General features: G+C 38.8%; 18 protein-coding genes. 7 read left to right on the top strand and 11 right to left on the bottom strand.

All coding sequences use genetic code 11. The features are described 5' to 3' along the window. Positions 1 to 5: 5 nt before the first annotated feature. On the bottom strand, positions 6 to 1,388 hold the full coding sequence (locus BM291_RS11895; RefSeq protein ID WP_092897662.1) for a 3-keto-disaccharide hydrolase: 1,383 nt from the start codon (positions 1,386 to 1,388) through the stop codon (positions 6 to 8). A gap of 563 nt (positions 1,389 to 1,951) precedes the next feature. Here BM291_RS11895 and BM291_RS11900 point away from each other — a divergent pair. After that, a complete protein-coding gene (locus BM291_RS11900; RefSeq protein WP_092897664.1) occupies positions 1,952 to 3,115 on the top strand; it encodes a THUMP domain-containing class I SAM-dependent RNA methyltransferase in 1,164 nt (387 codons plus the stop codon). Between the two features lie 62 nt (positions 3,116 to 3,177). On the opposite strand, the gene BM291_RS11905 is transcribed toward BM291_RS11900, so the two are convergent. The 8 genes from BM291_RS11905 to BM291_RS11940 all read right to left on the bottom strand — a co-directional run bounded on the left by BM291_RS11905 (position 3,178) and on the right by BM291_RS11940 (position 11,355). Next, positions 3,178 to 4,689 (bottom strand): DUF4301 family protein, encoded by a 1,512-nt coding sequence (locus BM291_RS11905; RefSeq protein ID WP_092897666.1) that lies wholly within the window; start codon positions 4,687 to 4,689, stop codon positions 3,178 to 3,180. Between the two features lie 108 nt (positions 4,690 to 4,797). Next, positions 4,798 to 5,670: a 5-oxoprolinase subunit C family protein gene (locus BM291_RS11910; protein ID WP_092897668.1), complete on the bottom strand. Its 873-nt coding sequence runs from the start codon at positions 5,668 to 5,670 to the stop codon at positions 4,798 to 4,800. Next, the gene (pxpB, locus tag BM291_RS11915) at positions 5,667 to 6,362 is read right to left on the bottom strand and encodes a 5-oxoprolinase subunit PxpB (protein ID WP_092897670.1); all 696 of its coding nucleotides are present in this window, start codon (positions 6,360 to 6,362) and stop codon (positions 5,667 to 5,669) included. Before pxpB ends, BM291_RS11910 begins: the two co-directional genes overlap by 4 nt. After that, positions 6,359 to 7,078 carry a LamB/YcsF family protein gene (locus BM291_RS11920; RefSeq protein WP_092897672.1) on the bottom strand — a complete coding sequence of 240 codons (720 nt, stop codon included), beginning with the start codon at positions 7,076 to 7,078 and terminating at the stop codon, positions 6,359 to 6,361. Before BM291_RS11920 ends, pxpB begins: the two co-directional genes overlap by 4 nt. Before the next feature lie 63 nt (positions 7,079 to 7,141). Further along, a complete protein-coding gene (locus tag BM291_RS11925) occupies positions 7,142 to 7,651 on the bottom strand; it encodes a YdeI/OmpD-associated family protein (RefSeq protein ID WP_092897674.1) in 510 nt (169 codons plus the stop codon). A 265-nt stretch (positions 7,652 to 7,916) separates the two neighbouring features. Then, on the bottom strand, positions 7,917 to 9,362 hold the full coding sequence (locus tag BM291_RS11930) for a hybrid sensor histidine kinase/response regulator (protein WP_245786851.1): 1,446 nt from the start codon (positions 9,360 to 9,362) through the stop codon (positions 7,917 to 7,919). 9 nt (positions 9,363 to 9,371) lie between these two features. Continuing rightward, a complete protein-coding gene (locus tag BM291_RS11935) occupies positions 9,372 to 9,815 on the bottom strand; it encodes a response regulator (RefSeq protein WP_092897676.1) in 444 nt (147 codons plus the stop codon). Between the two features lie 100 nt (positions 9,816 to 9,915). Continuing rightward, positions 9,916 to 11,355 (bottom strand): sensor histidine kinase, encoded by a 1,440-nt coding sequence (locus BM291_RS11940; protein WP_092897678.1) that lies wholly within the window; start codon positions 11,353 to 11,355, stop codon positions 9,916 to 9,918. Between the two features lie 190 nt (positions 11,356 to 11,545). Between BM291_RS11940 and BM291_RS21915 the strand changes: the two genes are divergently transcribed. From BM291_RS21915 to BM291_RS11965, 5 genes are all read left to right on the top strand, one after another. Beyond that, positions 11,546 to 11,698: a lmo0937 family membrane protein gene (locus BM291_RS21915; RefSeq protein WP_139229087.1), complete on the top strand. Its 153-nt coding sequence runs from the start codon at positions 11,546 to 11,548 to the stop codon at positions 11,696 to 11,698. 285 nt (positions 11,699 to 11,983) lie between these two features. Next, positions 11,984 to 12,235: a hypothetical protein gene (locus tag BM291_RS11950; protein ID WP_092897680.1), complete on the top strand. Its 252-nt coding sequence runs from the start codon at positions 11,984 to 11,986 to the stop codon at positions 12,233 to 12,235. A 133-nt stretch (positions 12,236 to 12,368) separates the two neighbouring features. Continuing rightward, on the top strand, positions 12,369 to 12,749 hold the full coding sequence (locus BM291_RS11955; RefSeq protein ID WP_175499693.1) for a response regulator: 381 nt from the start codon (positions 12,369 to 12,371) through the stop codon (positions 12,747 to 12,749). Positions 12,750 to 12,753: 4 nt separating this feature from the next. Next, positions 12,754 to 14,166: a sigma-54-dependent transcriptional regulator gene (locus BM291_RS11960; protein ID WP_092897684.1), complete on the top strand. Its 1,413-nt coding sequence runs from the start codon at positions 12,754 to 12,756 to the stop codon at positions 14,164 to 14,166. 385 nt (positions 14,167 to 14,551) lie between these two features. After that, entirely contained in the window at positions 14,552 to 15,040 is a 489-nt protein-coding gene (locus tag BM291_RS11965; RefSeq protein WP_092897686.1) for a Dps family protein, read from the top strand. Positions 15,041 to 15,177: 137 nt separating this feature from the next. Here the strand turns inward: BM291_RS11965 and BM291_RS11970 are convergent, their stop codons facing one another. Then, complete coding sequence (locus BM291_RS11970; RefSeq protein WP_092897688.1) at positions 15,178 to 16,206, bottom strand: sugar phosphate isomerase/epimerase family protein; 1,029 nt, start codon at positions 16,204 to 16,206, stop codon at positions 15,178 to 15,180. Positions 16,207 to 16,350: 144 nt separating this feature from the next. On the opposite strand from BM291_RS11970, the gene arfB reads away from it, so the two are divergent. Further along, positions 16,351 to 16,782 carry an alternative ribosome rescue aminoacyl-tRNA hydrolase ArfB gene (gene arfB / locus BM291_RS11975; protein ID WP_092897690.1) on the top strand — a complete coding sequence of 144 codons (432 nt, stop codon included), beginning with the start codon at positions 16,351 to 16,353 and terminating at the stop codon, positions 16,780 to 16,782. Positions 16,783 to 16,926: 144 nt separating this feature from the next. Here the strand turns inward: arfB and BM291_RS11980 are convergent, their stop codons facing one another. Next, complete coding sequence (locus tag BM291_RS11980; protein ID WP_092897692.1) at positions 16,927 to 17,757, bottom strand: PAS domain S-box protein; 831 nt, start codon at positions 17,755 to 17,757, stop codon at positions 16,927 to 16,929. Between the last annotated feature and the right edge of the window lie 2 nt (positions 17,758 to 17,759).

Genomic DNA, 17,759 nt, shown 5'->3' on the forward strand with positions numbered 1-17,759 from the left:
TAGATTTATTTCAACTCTTTGATTTTGATGTTTTTGAAGCTTACTTCATCACCATGATCCTGAAGAAGGATATGTCCTGCTTCCGCCTCACCGAAATTATCCCATTTCGCATACTTGCTGATCGCTACTAGGTCACGGTAAGCTTGAGATCCTCTTTCGTATTCTACTACTTTCACACCATTAAGGTAATGAGCTACTTTATTGTCTGGAGTTACCACCACACGGCCTTTGTTCCACTCTCCAACTGGCTTAATGAATCTAGCATTTTTATCAGCTTTGATCAAATCATATAAAGAAGACATCGTACGGTTGCCATCTTTACCCATTTTAGCATCAGGGTGCTTATCATCATCCAATACCTGGTATTCCAAGCCAATTGCAGAACCTACATTTCCTTCTGACAAAGTCACAAAATACTTTACTCCAGAATTTGCTCCTTCTGTTAACCTGAATTCAAATGCCAGATCAAAGGCAGAATATTGATCTTTAGTTACGATATCACCAGCATTAGTAGACTCGCTACCATCTGTTGCAGCTATAGTCAATAGGCCATCATTTACAGACCAACCTGATTCTGGAAAAGTTTCTTTTTTCGCACCTCTCCATCCATCAGAATTTTGTCCGTTAAAAAGTAATTTCCATCCATTGCTTTTCTCATATTCTGTCAAAGAATTAAGGCTATTGTTAACTACAAAAATATCCTTGCTGAATGCTTTTGGTTCAAGATTTTCTGTTTGAATCCTAACATTCTTAAATGAAGTCTTTCTGCCAGCGTCTTCCGCTTTTTGAATTCCATGAACTTGTAATCCGATAAAACCAGTCTTGTCCATATCGTCAACTATGTAAGCTACTTCCTGACCATTTATCCAAGTTTTGATTTCATTGCCGATTGCTTCTATTCTGTAATGGTTAAATTCTCCCATCTTGAAAGCAGATTTTGCATCAGGATTTAGATCGAGTGGGTATAACCAACCTCTTCTTGCTTCATCATAAACTCCGCCAGACCATGCTCTTTCAGATGGATCAGCTTCGATTTGATAACCAAAAACCAACCCTTTGCCATCTCTCGCTGCAGGATCAAATTGGCCTCGGGTCATCACACCAGAATTACTGGACAGGTGTTCTATTTTAAGGTCAAGCTCAAGTATATAATCACCATAAGATTCTTCTGTGATAAGAAAAGTATTAGGGGATCCAGCTACTGAGGTTCCTTGGATTTCTCCATCGACAACTTCAAAAGTAGCAGTACCAGCTACTGGTTTCCATCCATTGAGGTCTTTGCCATTGAATAAATCAATCCATCCATCTTCAGTTTTCTGCTCTGCAGAACAACTGGCAAGAGTGAGGGAAGCGATTAAAACCGCGAATATATTACGGGTGTATTTCATAGTAATGAGGTATTATTGTTCAATATAAAAGTCAAGTTTTTGTACCATTGCAGCAAATTCAATAAGCTTAAGTTACGCAATCGTTTGCGAGTTTTATCTCGAAATAATGAGGAACAGCATTGCTGTAGGACATAGAGGAAAAGAAGGCATTGAAAATTTACCTTTTTATAATTGTCAGATGTTCGTACAGCTAACTCCAGTCGTTCGGGGAATCTCACTAGGAATATTCATTTCTCGCTATGACTTTTAAGTAAAGCTCGATTTCATATGATCATAATCTGTTTTTAATGGCCATATAGCCTGTCCCGAATTTTTTTCGGGAGAATGCCCTTAATTATTCTCCTTGTATTTGAGAAGTAGTTGTCATGGGCATTTCATCTGGTTATAATTGTTTTTTAATTGTCAGATGGAATCTCACTTGGAATATTCATTTCTCGCTATGACTTTAAGTAAAGCTCGATTTCATATGATCATAATCTATTTTTAAAGGCCATATGGAATGCCCTTAATTATCATCCTTGTATTTGAGAAGTAGTTGTCATGGGCATTTATTACTTTTGCACATGATTGATTTCAACCTCAAAGGAAAAGTTTTTATTACGTGTAAGGATCGTTCAGTTTCTTACTTAGAAAAGGAAGTGCGCGAACTCGGTTATGTGCCGGAATCCGTCACTCGGACGGGAATTGAATTAAGAGCAACTTTAGAAGAGTGCATGGATCTTAATCTTTACCTACGCACTGCCTCTCAGGTTCTCTATGAAATCAAATCTTTTTACCTGAGAAATGCGGACGATATCTACAGAAGATTCAAGTCCATCCCTTGGGAGGACTACCTGGATGTAGATGGTTATTTCTCTGTAAATTCTGTAGCGGAGAATGAAAGTATCACGACGCCACTTATCGTAAATGTGAAAGTGAAAGATGCTATCGTCGATCGTTTTCGAGAATTGAAAGGGAGAAGACCAGATTCTGGTTCTGACTTCAATGGCTTAGTTTTTCAGGTGTACTGGAAAGAAACCCAATGCATTGTTTACATCAATACCTCTGGTGATACGCTTGCAAAGCATGGTTATCGTAAGATTCCTGGAAAAGCTCCGATGATGGAGGCTTTGGCAGCAGCAACGATTTATGCTACGGAGTGGAATACTCGTGTCCCTTTTATCAACCCTATGTGTGGTTCAGGCACTTTGGCTATCGAGGCGGCTTTGATGGCTACGAAACGTTACCCAGGTCTATTTAGAGACCATTATTCTTTTCAGCATATTTTGGGTTATGATGAGCAGGCATTCTTGGCAAAGAAAAAGAAGTTAGAAAGTAAAATCATGGAGCTACCAGATCTGAAGATCATTGCTTCTGATATTTCCCTTCAGGCAATATCATTCGCACAGGAGAATGCGATCACTGCTGGAGTGGATCACATGATAGAATTTCAGGTTTGTGATTTTGCGGATACAGAGATTCCTGAGCGACCTCGCGGAGTGATCATGTTCAACCCAGAATATGGCGAAAGGCTAGGGGAGAACGATGAATTGGAAATAACTTATAAGAGGATGGGAGATTTTCTGAAGCAAAAATGCGCTGGATACAGAGGGTATATCTTCACTGGAAATCTTGAATTAGCTAAAAAAATCGGCTTAAAAGCGACTCGAAGAATTGAATTCTGGAATGGAACGATTGACTGTCGTTTGCTGAAGTACGATTTGTACGAGGGAAAGAAAGAAGAATAAATTAAGAAAGCTGAAGTCAAAAATCTGATATTTTCGGACTTCTGACTTCAGCTTTCAAACTTTTACTGGTGTTCGTCTCTCAAGAGATCGTTCACCGTTTTTACTGGATTGAAAGTAATTAGCGGAACTTCCACGAAGATGGTGTTCCATCCAGCCATAGATCCATTCCAAAGTCCAGGAAGTTCCAGCGCTTTGAGCTCTTTACCACTTTTTGATTTTTCGGTGATAAATCCTGTCATCATATCACGGTACTTTAGCAGATCAAATGACTCACCTTTATAATTTCTGGTAGCGCAGACCAAGTCAACTGGGTTGAAGTGGGTAGCAGCATTGAAATGTTCTTTGGATGAAGAGTCATTCAAATCTATCTGGGCAGTTTCCAAGATTTGAAGTGATTGTGATCCATCATCTTCTTGAACCCAGAATGGTCCTCCGCCAGGTTCTCCGGTGTTTTTCACCATTCCACAAACGCGTATTGGACGGTTGAGTTTGATTTTTAGAAAAGCTGCTTTTGATTCAACAGATAGTGTAGAGAAATCCTGAGGAAGTTTTGCGCCTAAATCATTTATCGCAACTTGCTCCGCTTTAGCGACTGTTTCTTCCGTCTCTTCCTTTTCCAAGGCTCTTAAAGCATCGAATACTTTTTCCTGAACTTCTAGAAGTAATCCTCCAATTGCCATTTTGTAGTTTTTGGTATCCTCTTTCAATCGGTCTGGAACTACATTATCTACATTTTTGATAAAGATCAGATCAGCGGACACTTCATTTAGATTTTCCAACAAGGCCCCATGACCTGCAGGACGGAAAAGTATACTGCCATCTTCTTCTGTGAAAGGTGTATTATCGGTATTCACCGCGATGGTATCGGTTGACTTTTTCTGCTGAGAATAGCTGATTTCGAAATTGACACCGAATTCTTTTTCTATTCCAGGAAGAATCTTTTCAATTTCCTGTTTGAACTTTGCTGCATGTTCTGGAGAAACGGTAAAATGAATTTTCACCAAAGATCCAGTGCCAAGCGCATATTGCACACCTTCTATCAGGTGCTCGTAGGCTGGAGTTCTTCGCGCATCTTTGTAGCGGTGAAATCTCAATAATCCCTTAGGCAAATTGCCGTAGCCAAGCCCCTCGTCTAAAAGTAGGGCGGCCAAGATACTTTTGTAATCCTTCGTGTCGAGCGCCTGATAAATACTACTTTCTTGATTTTCCAACACCTCATCAAGATCCTCGTAGAATGCGAACTTTTCAATATTGTTCATGAACTTCTGAACAAAAGGGCACTTGCTGATATCGCCATCACCTTCCAGAAAAGCAAAAAGATCTTTGAACATCCGAGAAGCTGCACCACTGGCAGGTACGAATTTCAATACTTCTACTTGAGAAGCCTTTTCTGGATAAGTATTCAAAAAATGTGTTAACTCCTTTTCGCTCAAAACTTTAATCCCATCTCCAGGTGTGGCTGGAGCGGTAATGTTTAGAAAAGGAAAGCCGCTTTCAAAATGCTGAATTTGTTGTGCTACGGTTTCAGGGTGCATTCCCTGAGACAAAATTTGGGCTTTTAATGGGTTATCCATGCGTTAGTGGGTTCGATGTAAAAGTGTAATATAATAGGCTTTGTTGCTTTCCTCAAGGCAACAAGTAAATTTTTTTGTCTTGTTTGTTAAAATGGAGAGTTTATGAATTCATAGGTTTTTTTTCACTAGGAATCTGATTAGTTGACGAGGTTGTTTCTGTGCCAATATCGAAATTCCTTCTTCAGAAATTTGAAGAATTCTGGCATATCCGCCCGTGACTTGAGCGTCTTTCATGAGAACGATCAATTTGCCGCCTGAAGTTAGTTGAACTGTGCCTGGATAGACAGGAGCCGTGGCCATTTCAGGAAGGGAGTTTGGAAGTAATTCCGACAATTGAATTGCCATTCTGTTTTTCAGCTCAGAGATAGTAAACTGCATTGATTCAATGAGATCTTTAGTGTTTTGGTTTAATAAACCCCATTCTGGACCTGGGTACGCTTCTATGATGTTGTTCTGACTCCATTTGAAATCCCATCGCGCTTTTGAAGCTGTATAGTTTGGGAGGTCTTGCTTAGTGAAATAGGGGATCTGATCTCCTTTTTTAGCAAATACTTCAGCAGTGATTCCAGCATACCAACTTCTCGACTTCATGATTTTTTCGCATTGAAAACCATTTTTGATTCCAACATAAAGTATAGAACCTTGCTCAAAATATCCGATTTCCAATAGATCACTTTCACGGATTTCATGAATTCCATCACTTGAGATTACACCTCCGTTTAACTTGATAGCTGCTTTTGCTCCAGCCAGACAAATCAGGGTAGGTGAATCAAATTGGATTTGAAGACCAGGTTGACAGATTTCTAGTACAGCATCGGAATGGTTGTTTTGCAACAAGTGATTTACCCAAGTCAGCGACCTAGAGTCTAAGGCTCCTGAGGTAGGAACTCCATATTGAGCAAAGCCAACTCTGCCTTTATCTTGGATGGATGTCCCTGGTCCGGTTTTTAAGATTTTCAAGTAACCGATATCCTTAATCATCTCGATATTGGTTTTTGAGGATGCTTTGTCAAATGCTCGAATTCCTGTATGGTAATTGGAGTGAATTCTATTCGTTCGCCAGCTATAGCAAATACTGGAATGGATAGTTTTGAATCAAAAAGTGAAATGGGAGTTTGCCCAAGCAAATGCCAGCCACCTGGACTGGAAGAAGGGTATATTCCAGTTTGTGATCCGCCAATGGCTACGGATCCAACTGGAACCGTAAGATCTGGAACACTTTTCCTAGCAGTATGTAATTCTTCCTTCAGTCCGTTCAAATACATGAAACCAGGTAAAAACCCATAGAAATGAAGTCGATAAAGTGGTTGAGAATGTAATGAGATTAATTCTTCCTGACTAATGTTTTTATGCTTAGCCAAAGCTTCAAGATCACGGCCAGTTTCCTTGGAATAACAAACTGGTATTTGCCAGATTTTTTCCGGAAGCGCTTTTAAAGATTTTTTTAAATTCAGGGACTTAACCCAATCTTCTAACAAAGTAGCTTCAAGTGGTTTTGAAAGTACAACCGCAAGTGTTTTGAAACCCATCCGTAATTCAATGATCGCTGATCCAAAGTCTTTCTGAAGATTAGCTTTCAAGCTTAATTGATGCTGCAACAGCTGATCGGATACTTTAGAATCCCATTCAAATTCATAAATCAGCGGAGAGATTTGCTTGACACTAGGTTTCATGTCCAAAACCTTTTGCGGATCGTTGGCAAAAAATCTGAAATCCCGGGATTATCTCCATGAAAACAAATGGTGTCTGCTTTTATTGGAAGTTCCTTTCCTGTGTCTGAAAGAAGATGTCCTTGCTCCAATAAAGTTTGGAGATGCGTAGAAATTTCAGCTTCTGTGATCATGTGTGATCCGAATACAGACCTAGGCATCAATTGATAATTGTCCAAATATCGTCTGTCTCCGAAAACTTCAGTTCTAGCGTTTAATCCTTTCTGTATGGTATACTTTTCCAGTTGAGAATGCGGAGGGACAAAAAATGGGGTATTATGAAAATAGGTTGCAATAAAATCGGTTAGACTGTCTGCTAATTCAGGATTTGAAACGGCATCATTATAAAGCGCTCCGTGGAATTTGATGTGATCCATAGGAAGTCCAGCCTTTTCTGCCAGTTGCTCGAACTTGAGGATTTGAATGAGTATTGACTTTTGTAGATCTTTATCAGAGATTTTCATTGTTTTGCGCCCGAAATTTTTCTGATCTGGATAGGAGGGATGCGCACCTACTTTTTTCTGGTATTTTAGGGCTAGACTTATACTTTCACTTATTGAGTTTTCATCTCCAAAATGCCCTCCACACGCAATACTGGCTGTATCTATGAGTGGAAATATTTTTGTTTCATTTGGGATGCCTTCACCTAAATCACAGTTTATTTCTGGCAGCTTCTTCATTGCAAGGGGAAAAATTGGATAAACTCTAAAATACAAAATGTCACCAAAGGGCTTGACTATTTTCTATAACTTATTGTAATACTTAATTAACTCATTGAGCTGTTTGTAATCAAGCTTACCTTTTGCCAGTTTGAGGTGATGAATAATGGCAAGTGCTTTTTTCATTCGGCTTTCTGGGCTTTTGACTTTGGTGACAGTATAGACCATCATCCGTTGTTTACCTGGAGTAAGGCTTTTAAAGTAGTTAGCACCTTCCTCATCTTGGTCCATTAGAACTTGGAGTTCATCAGGCATTTCATGTCCGAATTCGCTATGGTCACGGTCGATTTTTACTGAGAATGTACTTTTCTCGACTAAATTGAAACGAGTACGGATTTCCTGATTGACCAATACATACCAATAGTCTTTTGATTTCATCAGAGCCATGTGGTATGGACCTTCGCTTTTTATCCAAATTAAAACTCGACGATGTTCGGTGTCCATCATCTGAGTGGATATTTCATCAGAAATGGGAATGTGATATTGCCAATGATTAAATTCGAATGCAGCCAATTTCCCTTGAAACTCGATCATTTTGTGGTTTGGAGAAGTATTATTTTCAACGTTTTCTAGCGACTAGCCTAAAGTAAAAAATCCCCTCAATTTTAGCGAAAGAGGGGATCATAAATTACTTATTATATGCGACTATCTGCTTTTCTGCCCGTAAGACGATTAAAGCTTTACAGGATGTGGTAAAGCTTAGCATTTAGTTCACTTCAGTCAATTGTCTTCGAGCAAGCAAAGAAATTTTGGTGACAGGCGTGATCCGATTGCTATTGCATGCGGATACTCAACTGCTTCAACCTGGAAGGTTAAAAGTGATCAGGAAGGAAGTTCCTTTTCCTACGTCACTTTTTACCCGAATAGATCCGCCATGGCTTAGAATGATATTTTGAGTATTGGTAAGGCCGAGTCCAGATCCGGTGGCTTTGCTGGTAAAGAAAGGTTCAAACAAGCGCTCTAGGTTTTCCTTAGGAATTCCTTCTCCATTGTCCTTGATTTCAATTCTACATTGGTTTCCCTTGATACTCGTCTTGAGTAAAAGTTTACCGGTTTTCTCAGGTATCGCTTCGATTGCATTTACAATCAGGTTTACCAATGCAATTTTTACCTTTTCACCGTCAACCTTTACATCACAAATATCGGTTTGATATTGTTTTTGGATGTTTATTCCTTTGAAGTCTATGCGATCCTTGACATGCTCAAGTGCCTCGTCTAACAAGGTGTTGATCGAATGACTCTTCGCATCCAATTCTGTAAATCGAGTGCTATCCAGTAGTTGAGTGACGAGATGGTTGATTCTGTCACAATTCCTGCGGATTACATCTATCAGGTCACCACTTTCAGCCAGCACTGACTCCGGCAATTCCATATGTAGTTGGTCTGCGGATAGCAGAATCGTTGTAAGTGGGTTTTTGACTTCGTGTGCTAGAAGTCTGGCAATTCTACCCGTAGAGGAGAATTTTTTTAGGTTCAGCTCTTCCTCTTCTTTGGCTTTGATCGCGCTCAGGTCCTTAATTAAAACCTGGAATATGCTGACGTCTTGCTTTACTATACTTACTAAACTATTGATGGTATGTCCATGATCTACTGTCATGAGTGCTTCCATATCATAAATCTCCTGATCTTTGAAAAACAGGTCATCTAGCTCTTGGCGGGATGATTCTTCAATAAGTAGGTCTTTAAAGAAAAAGCTTTCAATAGAATCAGGGTCGTATGCTTTCATCCCAAATTTTTTGAGAAATGCGGGATTAGCTTCTATGATCTCACCTTCATCATCCATCAGAAGAAAGGGATCACTTGCTAGCTCAAAAATGGACCGAAACTTAACAGCAGCACTTGCCAGCGACTCAATCAATTGAGCATCACGAATAGCATATCTCAGTGTTCTGTCGAGGATATACGCATCAAATTCCCCTTTGACTAAATAATCAGAAGCTCCTAAAGTGAGTGCTTCTCTGTCAATGTCGCCTGTACTCATGCCGGTAAGCATAATTACAGGTGCATGTTTCCTAATTGATTTGATCTCGCGAATTAGTTCTAGGCCGGTATCTTTTCCAAGTCGGTAATCGACCAGAAAGACATCGAAGTTCTGATTTAGCTTAGTAATGGCTTCTTCAAGGCTAGTTGCGCCTTCTAATTCATAGGTGGTTTCAGTGATTCTTTTCAGCAGAGTAGATACTAAAAAGAAGTCATCCGGATCATCATCTACGTAGAGTATTCTTATGGTCTCTGTACTAATCATGTTTTCTATTTACCCTGGCAACAATACTGTTTTTGACCAGTAATTCTCGATTTCTTCTGTGACTTTGACTAATTCCTCAAAAGATCCTGGCTTGGTAATAAAGCTGCTAGACCCCATTTTGTAGGTAATTCGTATATCGTCAGCACTATTTGAGGTAGTGAAAATAATGACTGGAATGGATTTCAACTCATCGCTGCTTTTAATTTCAGCGAGTGCTTCTCTGCCATCTTTTCGAGGCATATTGAGATCGAGAAGAATAATATCCGGTTTAGGATACTTTTCCAGATCATCGTAAGGAGGAGTTCGTTTTAAATACTTGAGCAAAGCCTCTCCATCTTCTACGCAAGTAACTTTTTCCTTTGGCAAAGTCCTTTCAAAGGCTTTAAGAATTAATAACTTATCATCCTCATCGTCTTCTGCAACTAGGATTTGAATGGGTTTCTCGAAGGACATGAGCATATAGTCTGTGACAAACAAGGGTTAAAATGTGCTCTTAAGATAAGCACGATTTTGTTAATTAAATATTATCGAAAGAAGATGGGATATACGGCATTTAAGCATTTATATACGGCAAAATTATATTGAAAACTGCGCCGTTTCCAGCGCTACTTTCTGCAAATATTACTCCTCCGTTTTTCTCAATTATTTTCCGAGTGATAGATAGACCAATTCCCGTGCCTTCATATTCTTTCTTTCCATGTAATCTCTGAAATATGGAAAATATTCTTTCAGCATGCGTTTTTTCAAACCCAATCCCGTTATCACTCACCTTGATTAGGCAGTAGTTTTCACTACTATTCAGGGATGGGTATTTATTAATAAGTTCATCACTAGCTTTCTCAGAGGTGATGGATATTTCTGGATTGAGACTAGGTTTGGAGAACTTGAGAGAGTTGGAAATTAGGTTTTGAAACACTTGTCGGTATTCCGTGTCAGAGCCTTTTACTTTCGGTAATTCCCCTACTGTTATTTTTGCAGATTTATCTTGAATTGCGATTTCATAGTCTTCCAGCATATCTGAAATTACTGTAGTAAGTTTTACAGATGTTATCTTTTCATTCTCAATTCTACCTGCACGACTGTATTCTAAAAGATCTGTAATCAAGCGCCTCATTCTAACTGCGGCAGCTGTAATCCTGCTTAAATATAAGTCACCTTCTCCCTCTAACTTGCCACTGTATTGTTCTTTCAATAGATCAGAAAATGCAGTGATTTTGCGTAGAGGCTCCTGCAAATCATGTGAAGCTACGTAGGCAAATTGCTCCAGCTCTTTATTTGAATCATCCAGGAGTTTGATTTGATCTCTTAGCTTTTGTTGAAATAAAGTAATCTCTTTATTCGCAGCGAGTTGTGCTTTATTATAGTGATAAATAGAGAAAAAGGTCATCAAACCTATAGTAATAGAGAAAAGTGAAATGAGACCAACGATAAATGGGAGAGCATTTATGTTATTCACCAACCCTTGATTTCGTTGCAGAAAGAGATCGTTTTCTACATCGTTGATACGCAAGACAACTTCTTTGATCAACGTATAACCACTCAAGGCATTATTGATCTTATTGGGGTCCATGAAACCAACTAAGTCACCATGCTCTTTCATATAGGTTATTGAAGCTTCAAAAGTCCTTACTCTAGAATTGATCAGCCCCCTGAGTTCTTCTATATTATTTTGCTGACGAGCATTGTCCATAGTCAATTCCTGAAGCTGAGTCAGAAGGGATTCAGCATTCACATGTGACTGATGATAATTGGTCAAAAACTCTTCGTTTCCCGTAAGGACATACCCTCTAATATTGGTTTCCCTTTCCAAAATGCTGGAGTACAATTCATCGGTGCGTTGAAGGACATCAGATGTGTGCATTACGCCATCAGTATAGTATTCAATCTTACCGGCCGTCCAATAGGAAACTCCACTACCAATGATAATCAATAGAAGAGTTACTATGGAGTATATTTTGACCTGCCTGATAGATGGGTTTTGTTCGTTTTTCATTTGATATTTACCTAAATCGGGGAATTTATTTCCCAATAAGATTCTTCTTTTACTTTATCGTAGATTCTATTTTATGCTTATTTCCCCTAAATAGCCCATTTAAGCTGGTTTTTTACTAATTACTATTTCAGGCACACCTGTTGAACTAGTAGATATAAATAAATAATCATACAACCTAAATACCAAAACTATGAGTTCTTTATTGTATTTCATCGCAGTTATTCTTCTGATCGGCTGGCTAGTCGGAGTATTTGCTTACAGTGCAGGAGGATTGATCCATGTATTACTAGTATTAGCTATTATCGCTGTGCTATTCAGATTGATTTCAGGGCGATCCATTTAGAGCCTCTAAGCAAATCGTCTGCTTGATTTTATAATCAAGGAAATTTGAAACATTTAACCAACGATACCAGGAAGTTTACTGAAACAAAGGGAAAATGAAATATCCTTAAAGGTAAACTGAAACAGCAATATGATGATCTCTTTGATGATGATTTAACTTTTGCTGAAGGTAAATTAAGATGAACTTTGGGGTCGTTTGCAGAAGAAAATCGGTAAGACCAAAGAGGAAATCATTGACCAGATCAAAGAAATCTGATAATTATCAACAACCACAACTACACAAATCATGAACAAATCAACAATAAACAAGACCCTTTGGCTTAGCGGATTGATCACAGGCGCTATGGTAGGAGCATATCTTTATAAAAATAAGGAAGAATTTGGTCCTCAAAAAGAAAAATTAAATAGCCTGCTGGGAGATTTTCAGTCCATCCTAGGCGACTTGAAGAATAAGATCCTTGAAGCGAAGACAGACGGGTTGGAAGCTACAAAGACAGCACTTCAGTCAGCTAAGGACAAAGTAGAAAAAGTTAAATGAAATAGGTTTAGAATGTGAAAAGGTGTGGCCTTTAGCCGCACCTTTTTTATAATTTAATCCTTTAATAATTTGATATAGTACCCAATTGACAGAATGAATGTGCCCGAGTTCGAAGAGAGTAGAAGATTATGTAATGAAGAATAAGCTAATCTTAGTAATAGATGATGAGCCGGAAATTAGGTCCTTATTATCCAGGTTTCTGGGTAGAAAGGGTTTTTCGGTGATTACTGCTGGAACACTCCAAGAAGGAAGAAAATTGTTTAATCAATCTAAACCTCAGTTGGTTTTTTTAGATGTTAACTTACCTGATGGAAATGGGTTACAAGAATTGAAGCACATCAATTCAGGTGAAATTCAGGCCAAAGTAATAATGATGAGTGCCTTTGATCACAAAGAAATAAAAATGGAAGCTATTCAATATGGAGCGTTAGACTTCCTCAGTAAACCATTCAACATTGCGCGTCTGGACCAGGTGGTTCAGAGCCAATTAATCAATTCAAATAACGCAAAGTAAAATCATGGCTAAGATTCTCGTAATTGATGATAATATAGATATCTGTCAACTTTTGGAACGATTTCTCACCAAGAAGGGCTACGATGTTGAAACTACAATCTCAGGAAAGAATGGGTTAGATATGGTCAAAAAGACTTTTTTTGATCTTATTTTCTGTGATTTTAAATTGCGTGACATGGAGGGTAGAGATGTGCTGATGAAAGTCAGAGAGATTTCTCCAAGAACCCAAGTGGCAATAATAACAGGCTACGCTGATGTGAAAATCGCTGTGGAAGTGATCAAAAATGGCGCATTCGACTATGTGACGAAACCGTTGATCCCAGATGAGATTATTAACCTAATCGAAAGGGCTCTTGCGGCTTCAAAAGCTAATAAATCCAATACCCAAACTTTCACCAAAGCCACCCAACTTAAAAAGGAAACCGATTCCAAGGTTCAGAAATCCGACTCCAAATTCCTTCGTGGTACCGGTGCTGAATCAAAAAAATTATATAAGGAAGTAGCTCTTGTAGCACCTACAAGCCTAAGTGTGGTAATCTACGGAGAAAGTGGAGCAGGTAAGGAAAATATTGCGCGTACTATCCACGATCAAAGTGAGCGCGCCGGTAAACCTTTTATCGCAGTCGATTGTGGCGCCATGACCAAAGAATTAGCAGGAAGTGAACTGTGGGGTCATGAAAAAGGATCCTTTACAGGAGCTTTGGCAGAGAAGCCAGGGCAGTTTGAATTGGCCGATGGAGGTACAATATTCTTGGATGAAATCGCTAATCTTTCCTATGAAACTCAAGTTGGTCTTCTTAGGCTCGTTCAGGAGCGTAAACTTAGAAGGATAGGTGGAACAAAGGATAAGTCTATCGATGTGAGAATTCTTGTTGCTTCTAATGAAGATCTTAGGAAGGCTGTGTCAGCGGGTAAATTCAGAGAGGATTTATATTTTAGATTTAATGAATTTAGCATTACAGTGCCGCCTTTGAGAAATCGAAAAGCAGATATTGAAGCTTTCGCTTACCATTTCCTGGAGCTTTCTAATGCAGAATTGAATAAGAAAGTATTTGGGTTTGATGAGCAAGTGATGGATGTGTTGAAAGAATATCCATGGCCTGGTAATCTTCGTGAAATGCTTAACGTAATTCGTAGAGCAACGCTTTTGACTGACGGGGGTAAGATGTCAGTTTCAGCTCTTCCTCCAGAGATTGTATATTCTCAGAAATTTAATTTTTCTGAATCCGATTCGGAGAGGCACGATATTAAGCCTACTAAAATGCCGTTAAATCTTAAAGACGCAGCAGCAGAAGCTGAAGCAGAAGTTTTGAAAAAGGTACTTGAAGAAGTTAAATACAATAGAACACAAGCTGCAAAGCAATTAGGAATAGATCGCAAAACGCTCTTCAATAAAATGAAGCAATACGATTTGTAAGAAAGTTGAACACCTAACCCGGAACGCAGTTCCGGGTTTTTTTATGCCCAAATTTGACTTCAAATATGGGGGATTTTGGCGATCTGTATGAAAGGGTTTTATGAATTTCGGCTGGTTAATTAACCTGAATATTTTCCTTATGACAGATCAATTACATCCCAAGACTGTATAAAATCTTCAACGAATTGGGGATTTTTTTTCGTAACGCCTTTGTCTTAACTCGTCCTAAAGAAATGCAAAGCCAGTTTTTATACGCTCTTTAAGGAGATTTTCCAAAGAGTGTATTGCTTAAGGTTTTAACGCGCTACTTCGTTTCGGATGACCTATCATGGCATGCCAGTTGGATGTATAGTAGTAGAATTTTAAAACTTAAAATACACCACATATGACTACCACTAAAGCAACACTTGCAAATCATTTGAAACTAGATGCTAAAGCAATGAAAAATGTATCAGATAAAATGAATGATTTGCTTTCTGATTATCACATTTTTTATCAAAATGTAAGAGGATTCCATTGGAATGTGAAAGGCGAGAACTTCTTTGATCTGCACGTTAAGTTCGAGGAACTGTACACGCAAGTGTATGAAAATATTGATGAGATGGCGGAAAGAATAGTAACGATTGGCTTCAAGCCCTTGCATGCATATTCGGACTATTTGAAAAACACCATTCATAAGGAAATTACAGATATCTCTGACGGAGAAGAATGCGTAAAGCATGTCATTGATGGACTGGGTATTTTGGCTCAGTCGCATAGAAAAGCAGCGAAAGCGGCAGAGGAAGCAGATGATATTGCCACTGCAGATATGCTGACCAAATTCGTGGGAGATATAGAGAAAAGAATGTGGATGTTTACCATGTTTTCTAAGTAATCTTAAAGAGAACTAATCCAATAAAAAAACCACAGTGAAAGCTGTGGTTTTTTTATTGAACCAAGAAAAGCGGCAGTGTTTAAACTGCCGCTTTAAAAAATAGCTTGAAAAGCTTCATTGAAAATAATTGTTATATACTAAGCTAAAGCTTTTTCACAAAATTCAACACACTTCTGAACTTCTTTTACAGCATCTGATCCTTCTGGGACTTGATACTCTAACTCAATGGTTGCTGGGAACTTATACTTGTTTTTGGAAATTAAATTTAAGAGTTCAGGGATAGGAGTGTCACCAGTTCCCCAAGCCAAGTTTCCTTTGCCATTTGCAGGTGTTTGACGATCCTTGGTGTGCATACTTAGAATGCGGCTATGCTGTTTTTCGATCAGTGGAATAAGATCTGTGTTTCCAGCTGCGATGTAATGACCTGCGTCTAGGTTTAGCGCATTTCTTTTGCTTTGATCCAGTGCAGTATCCCAGAACGTAAACGTCTCTTGCTCGTGTCCATGATAGCCTACAGACATCTTGTATTTTTCTCCCAACTTACCTAAACGCAGCGTATGCGCATCATTTGATGGATGCTCTAGAGTTACGTGGGTAGCACCAAGTGCTTTGGCGGCTGTCATTCCATAGGCAATTTCCTCGTCTGTGGCATTCATTCCAAATGCATTGGGCTTAAAAGCATAAATACTTACTCCCGCGTCATTATACATCTTGCGCATTTTCTCAAAAGGAGCAGTACCTACTTTACTTCTCCAGGCAGCGGCTTCTTTTCCATATGCTTCGGATTGAGAAGTTAAATCTGCCAGTTTAGCTTTTTCTTCGGAAGTGAGTTCTTCGCCTTTTCTTTGTTTTGACATGAGCGGGTACATTTCCCGCATATTGACAGGGTTTACAGGTTTTCCTGCGAAAGACTCAGCGGGATCACCCATGAGCTCTATAGCAGATAGACCTGAGTCGAGTACATATTGAAGGGTTGCTTCAGCGCTCTGATCCGGCATAGATCTGAAAGAGTAAGTGATACAGCCGATTTGCACGCCATTAATAAGTGAATTTGGCTTATTGAGCGACTTGATGATCGAAGGAGCGCCTTGTAGCCAAGACGGTGCTAATGCAAGTCCGCCCACACCAAGTGCTGATTTTATGAGAAATTCTCTTCTATTATTCATGGTCTTTTGGGTTTGAGTGTTGAGTTAAACTTCAAATTAGTATTTACTTTTTCTTTTTTGCTGAAAAGTTTACCCATAATTTTATTTCTAGGCTGATTGGTCATATACTCGTTTGAAAATGAGTACTGGATTAAAATATCACATATGGATTATACTGAAGGAAATATAGAGCAAAGAATAGGTAGGGGGGACTTTCTCAGTGAACTTCAATTCATAACCTCAAGAAGCGGAGGGGCTGGAGGGCAGAACGTTAATAAAGTAGAAACTAAAGTTCAGCTGAAGTTTGATATTCCTAATTCACGTCAATTGAGTGAGGAGGAAAAGACGATGTTGCTTGAGAAATTGCAAACTAAAACTGACCAAGAGGGGGTATTGCAACTTCAGTCTCAGGAAAAGCGCTCACAGATTCAAAATAAAGAGTTGGTGGTTAGGAAATTTGAGGATTCGCTGCGCAAAGCTTTTCATAAAAAGCGAATACGCAAAGCTACCAAACCCAAAAAAGGGGCTATTGAAAAGCGACTTAAAGCCAAGAAAAATCAAGCTCAAAAGAAAGCAAACCGTAGTTGGAAAGAGTAGGAATGTTCAGTCACAGTATGCAGATTAAACCAGGGAAGCTACAGTGGTAGCTTTCGATTGCAGTAGTCACTATGAAAAGTCTTTAATCAATAACCTGTGTCTTTTGGTATAATCAATTTATTAGGTCTGAATCGTATTTGAGAACTATTTCGTTAACCTACTGCTCATTTTTTTTGATATATCCTTCAGAGCCTCGTCGAGTTCTTCGCCTGATGTTTTCAAATGATTAATTAGTTCAATCTTTTCGGCAGGATCGATTTCGATATGTTGTAACAATTCTATAATACCTAGAATTCTAGCCAAAGGAGCTCTTACTAAATGCGATTGATCTGAAGCAAGATCCTGAAGTTGCTTGTTCTTACCCTCCAAAGAGTGTAAAAAAAGCTCTTGCTTTGTGATGTTTTGAAAGGCAGTAATAAATCCCTTTGTGTCTCCAGTTTTGTCTTTGAGGATAATTCCATGCATCTCAATTATAACCAATTCGCCTTTTTTGTTTTGCAAATGCTTATTGATAATAAAAGCTTTATCCACGTCTGATTGAAGTATTTTTTCCAAACGGGACAGATCTTCATTTATGAAGTCTTCAGGAGTAAAGTCAATGAGTTTTTTGCCAATTATTTCCGTGTCAGTATAGCCCATGACGTTAATAATATTTGGACTGACATGAGTGAAATAGCCTTCTTCATCAACTTTAAAAATACCTAAATTAGGGTTAGTAAATAGTAGCTCAAGCTCCTGATTCCTCCCATTGACCTGATCATAGAGGCTTTTGATTAAATAGTAAAGTAAAAAACCTGTGAGTAAAACATACAGTGAACCCTTAATCATCTGGAAGCGAGACATCTCTTGAATATCATCGCTGAAAACATTTGAAATCAGTATATCGCTAAAAAATATCCAGTTGATGCCAACGAACATGTAGACTAGTGTGATCGCCCATGGTTGATTAATAGAGAAGATTTTGGCTTTGCTCATTG

Source organism: Algoriphagus aquimarinus (genome assembly GCF_900112005.1).
GTDB lineage: Bacteria > Bacteroidota > Bacteroidia > Cytophagales > Cyclobacteriaceae > Algoriphagus > Algoriphagus aquimarinus.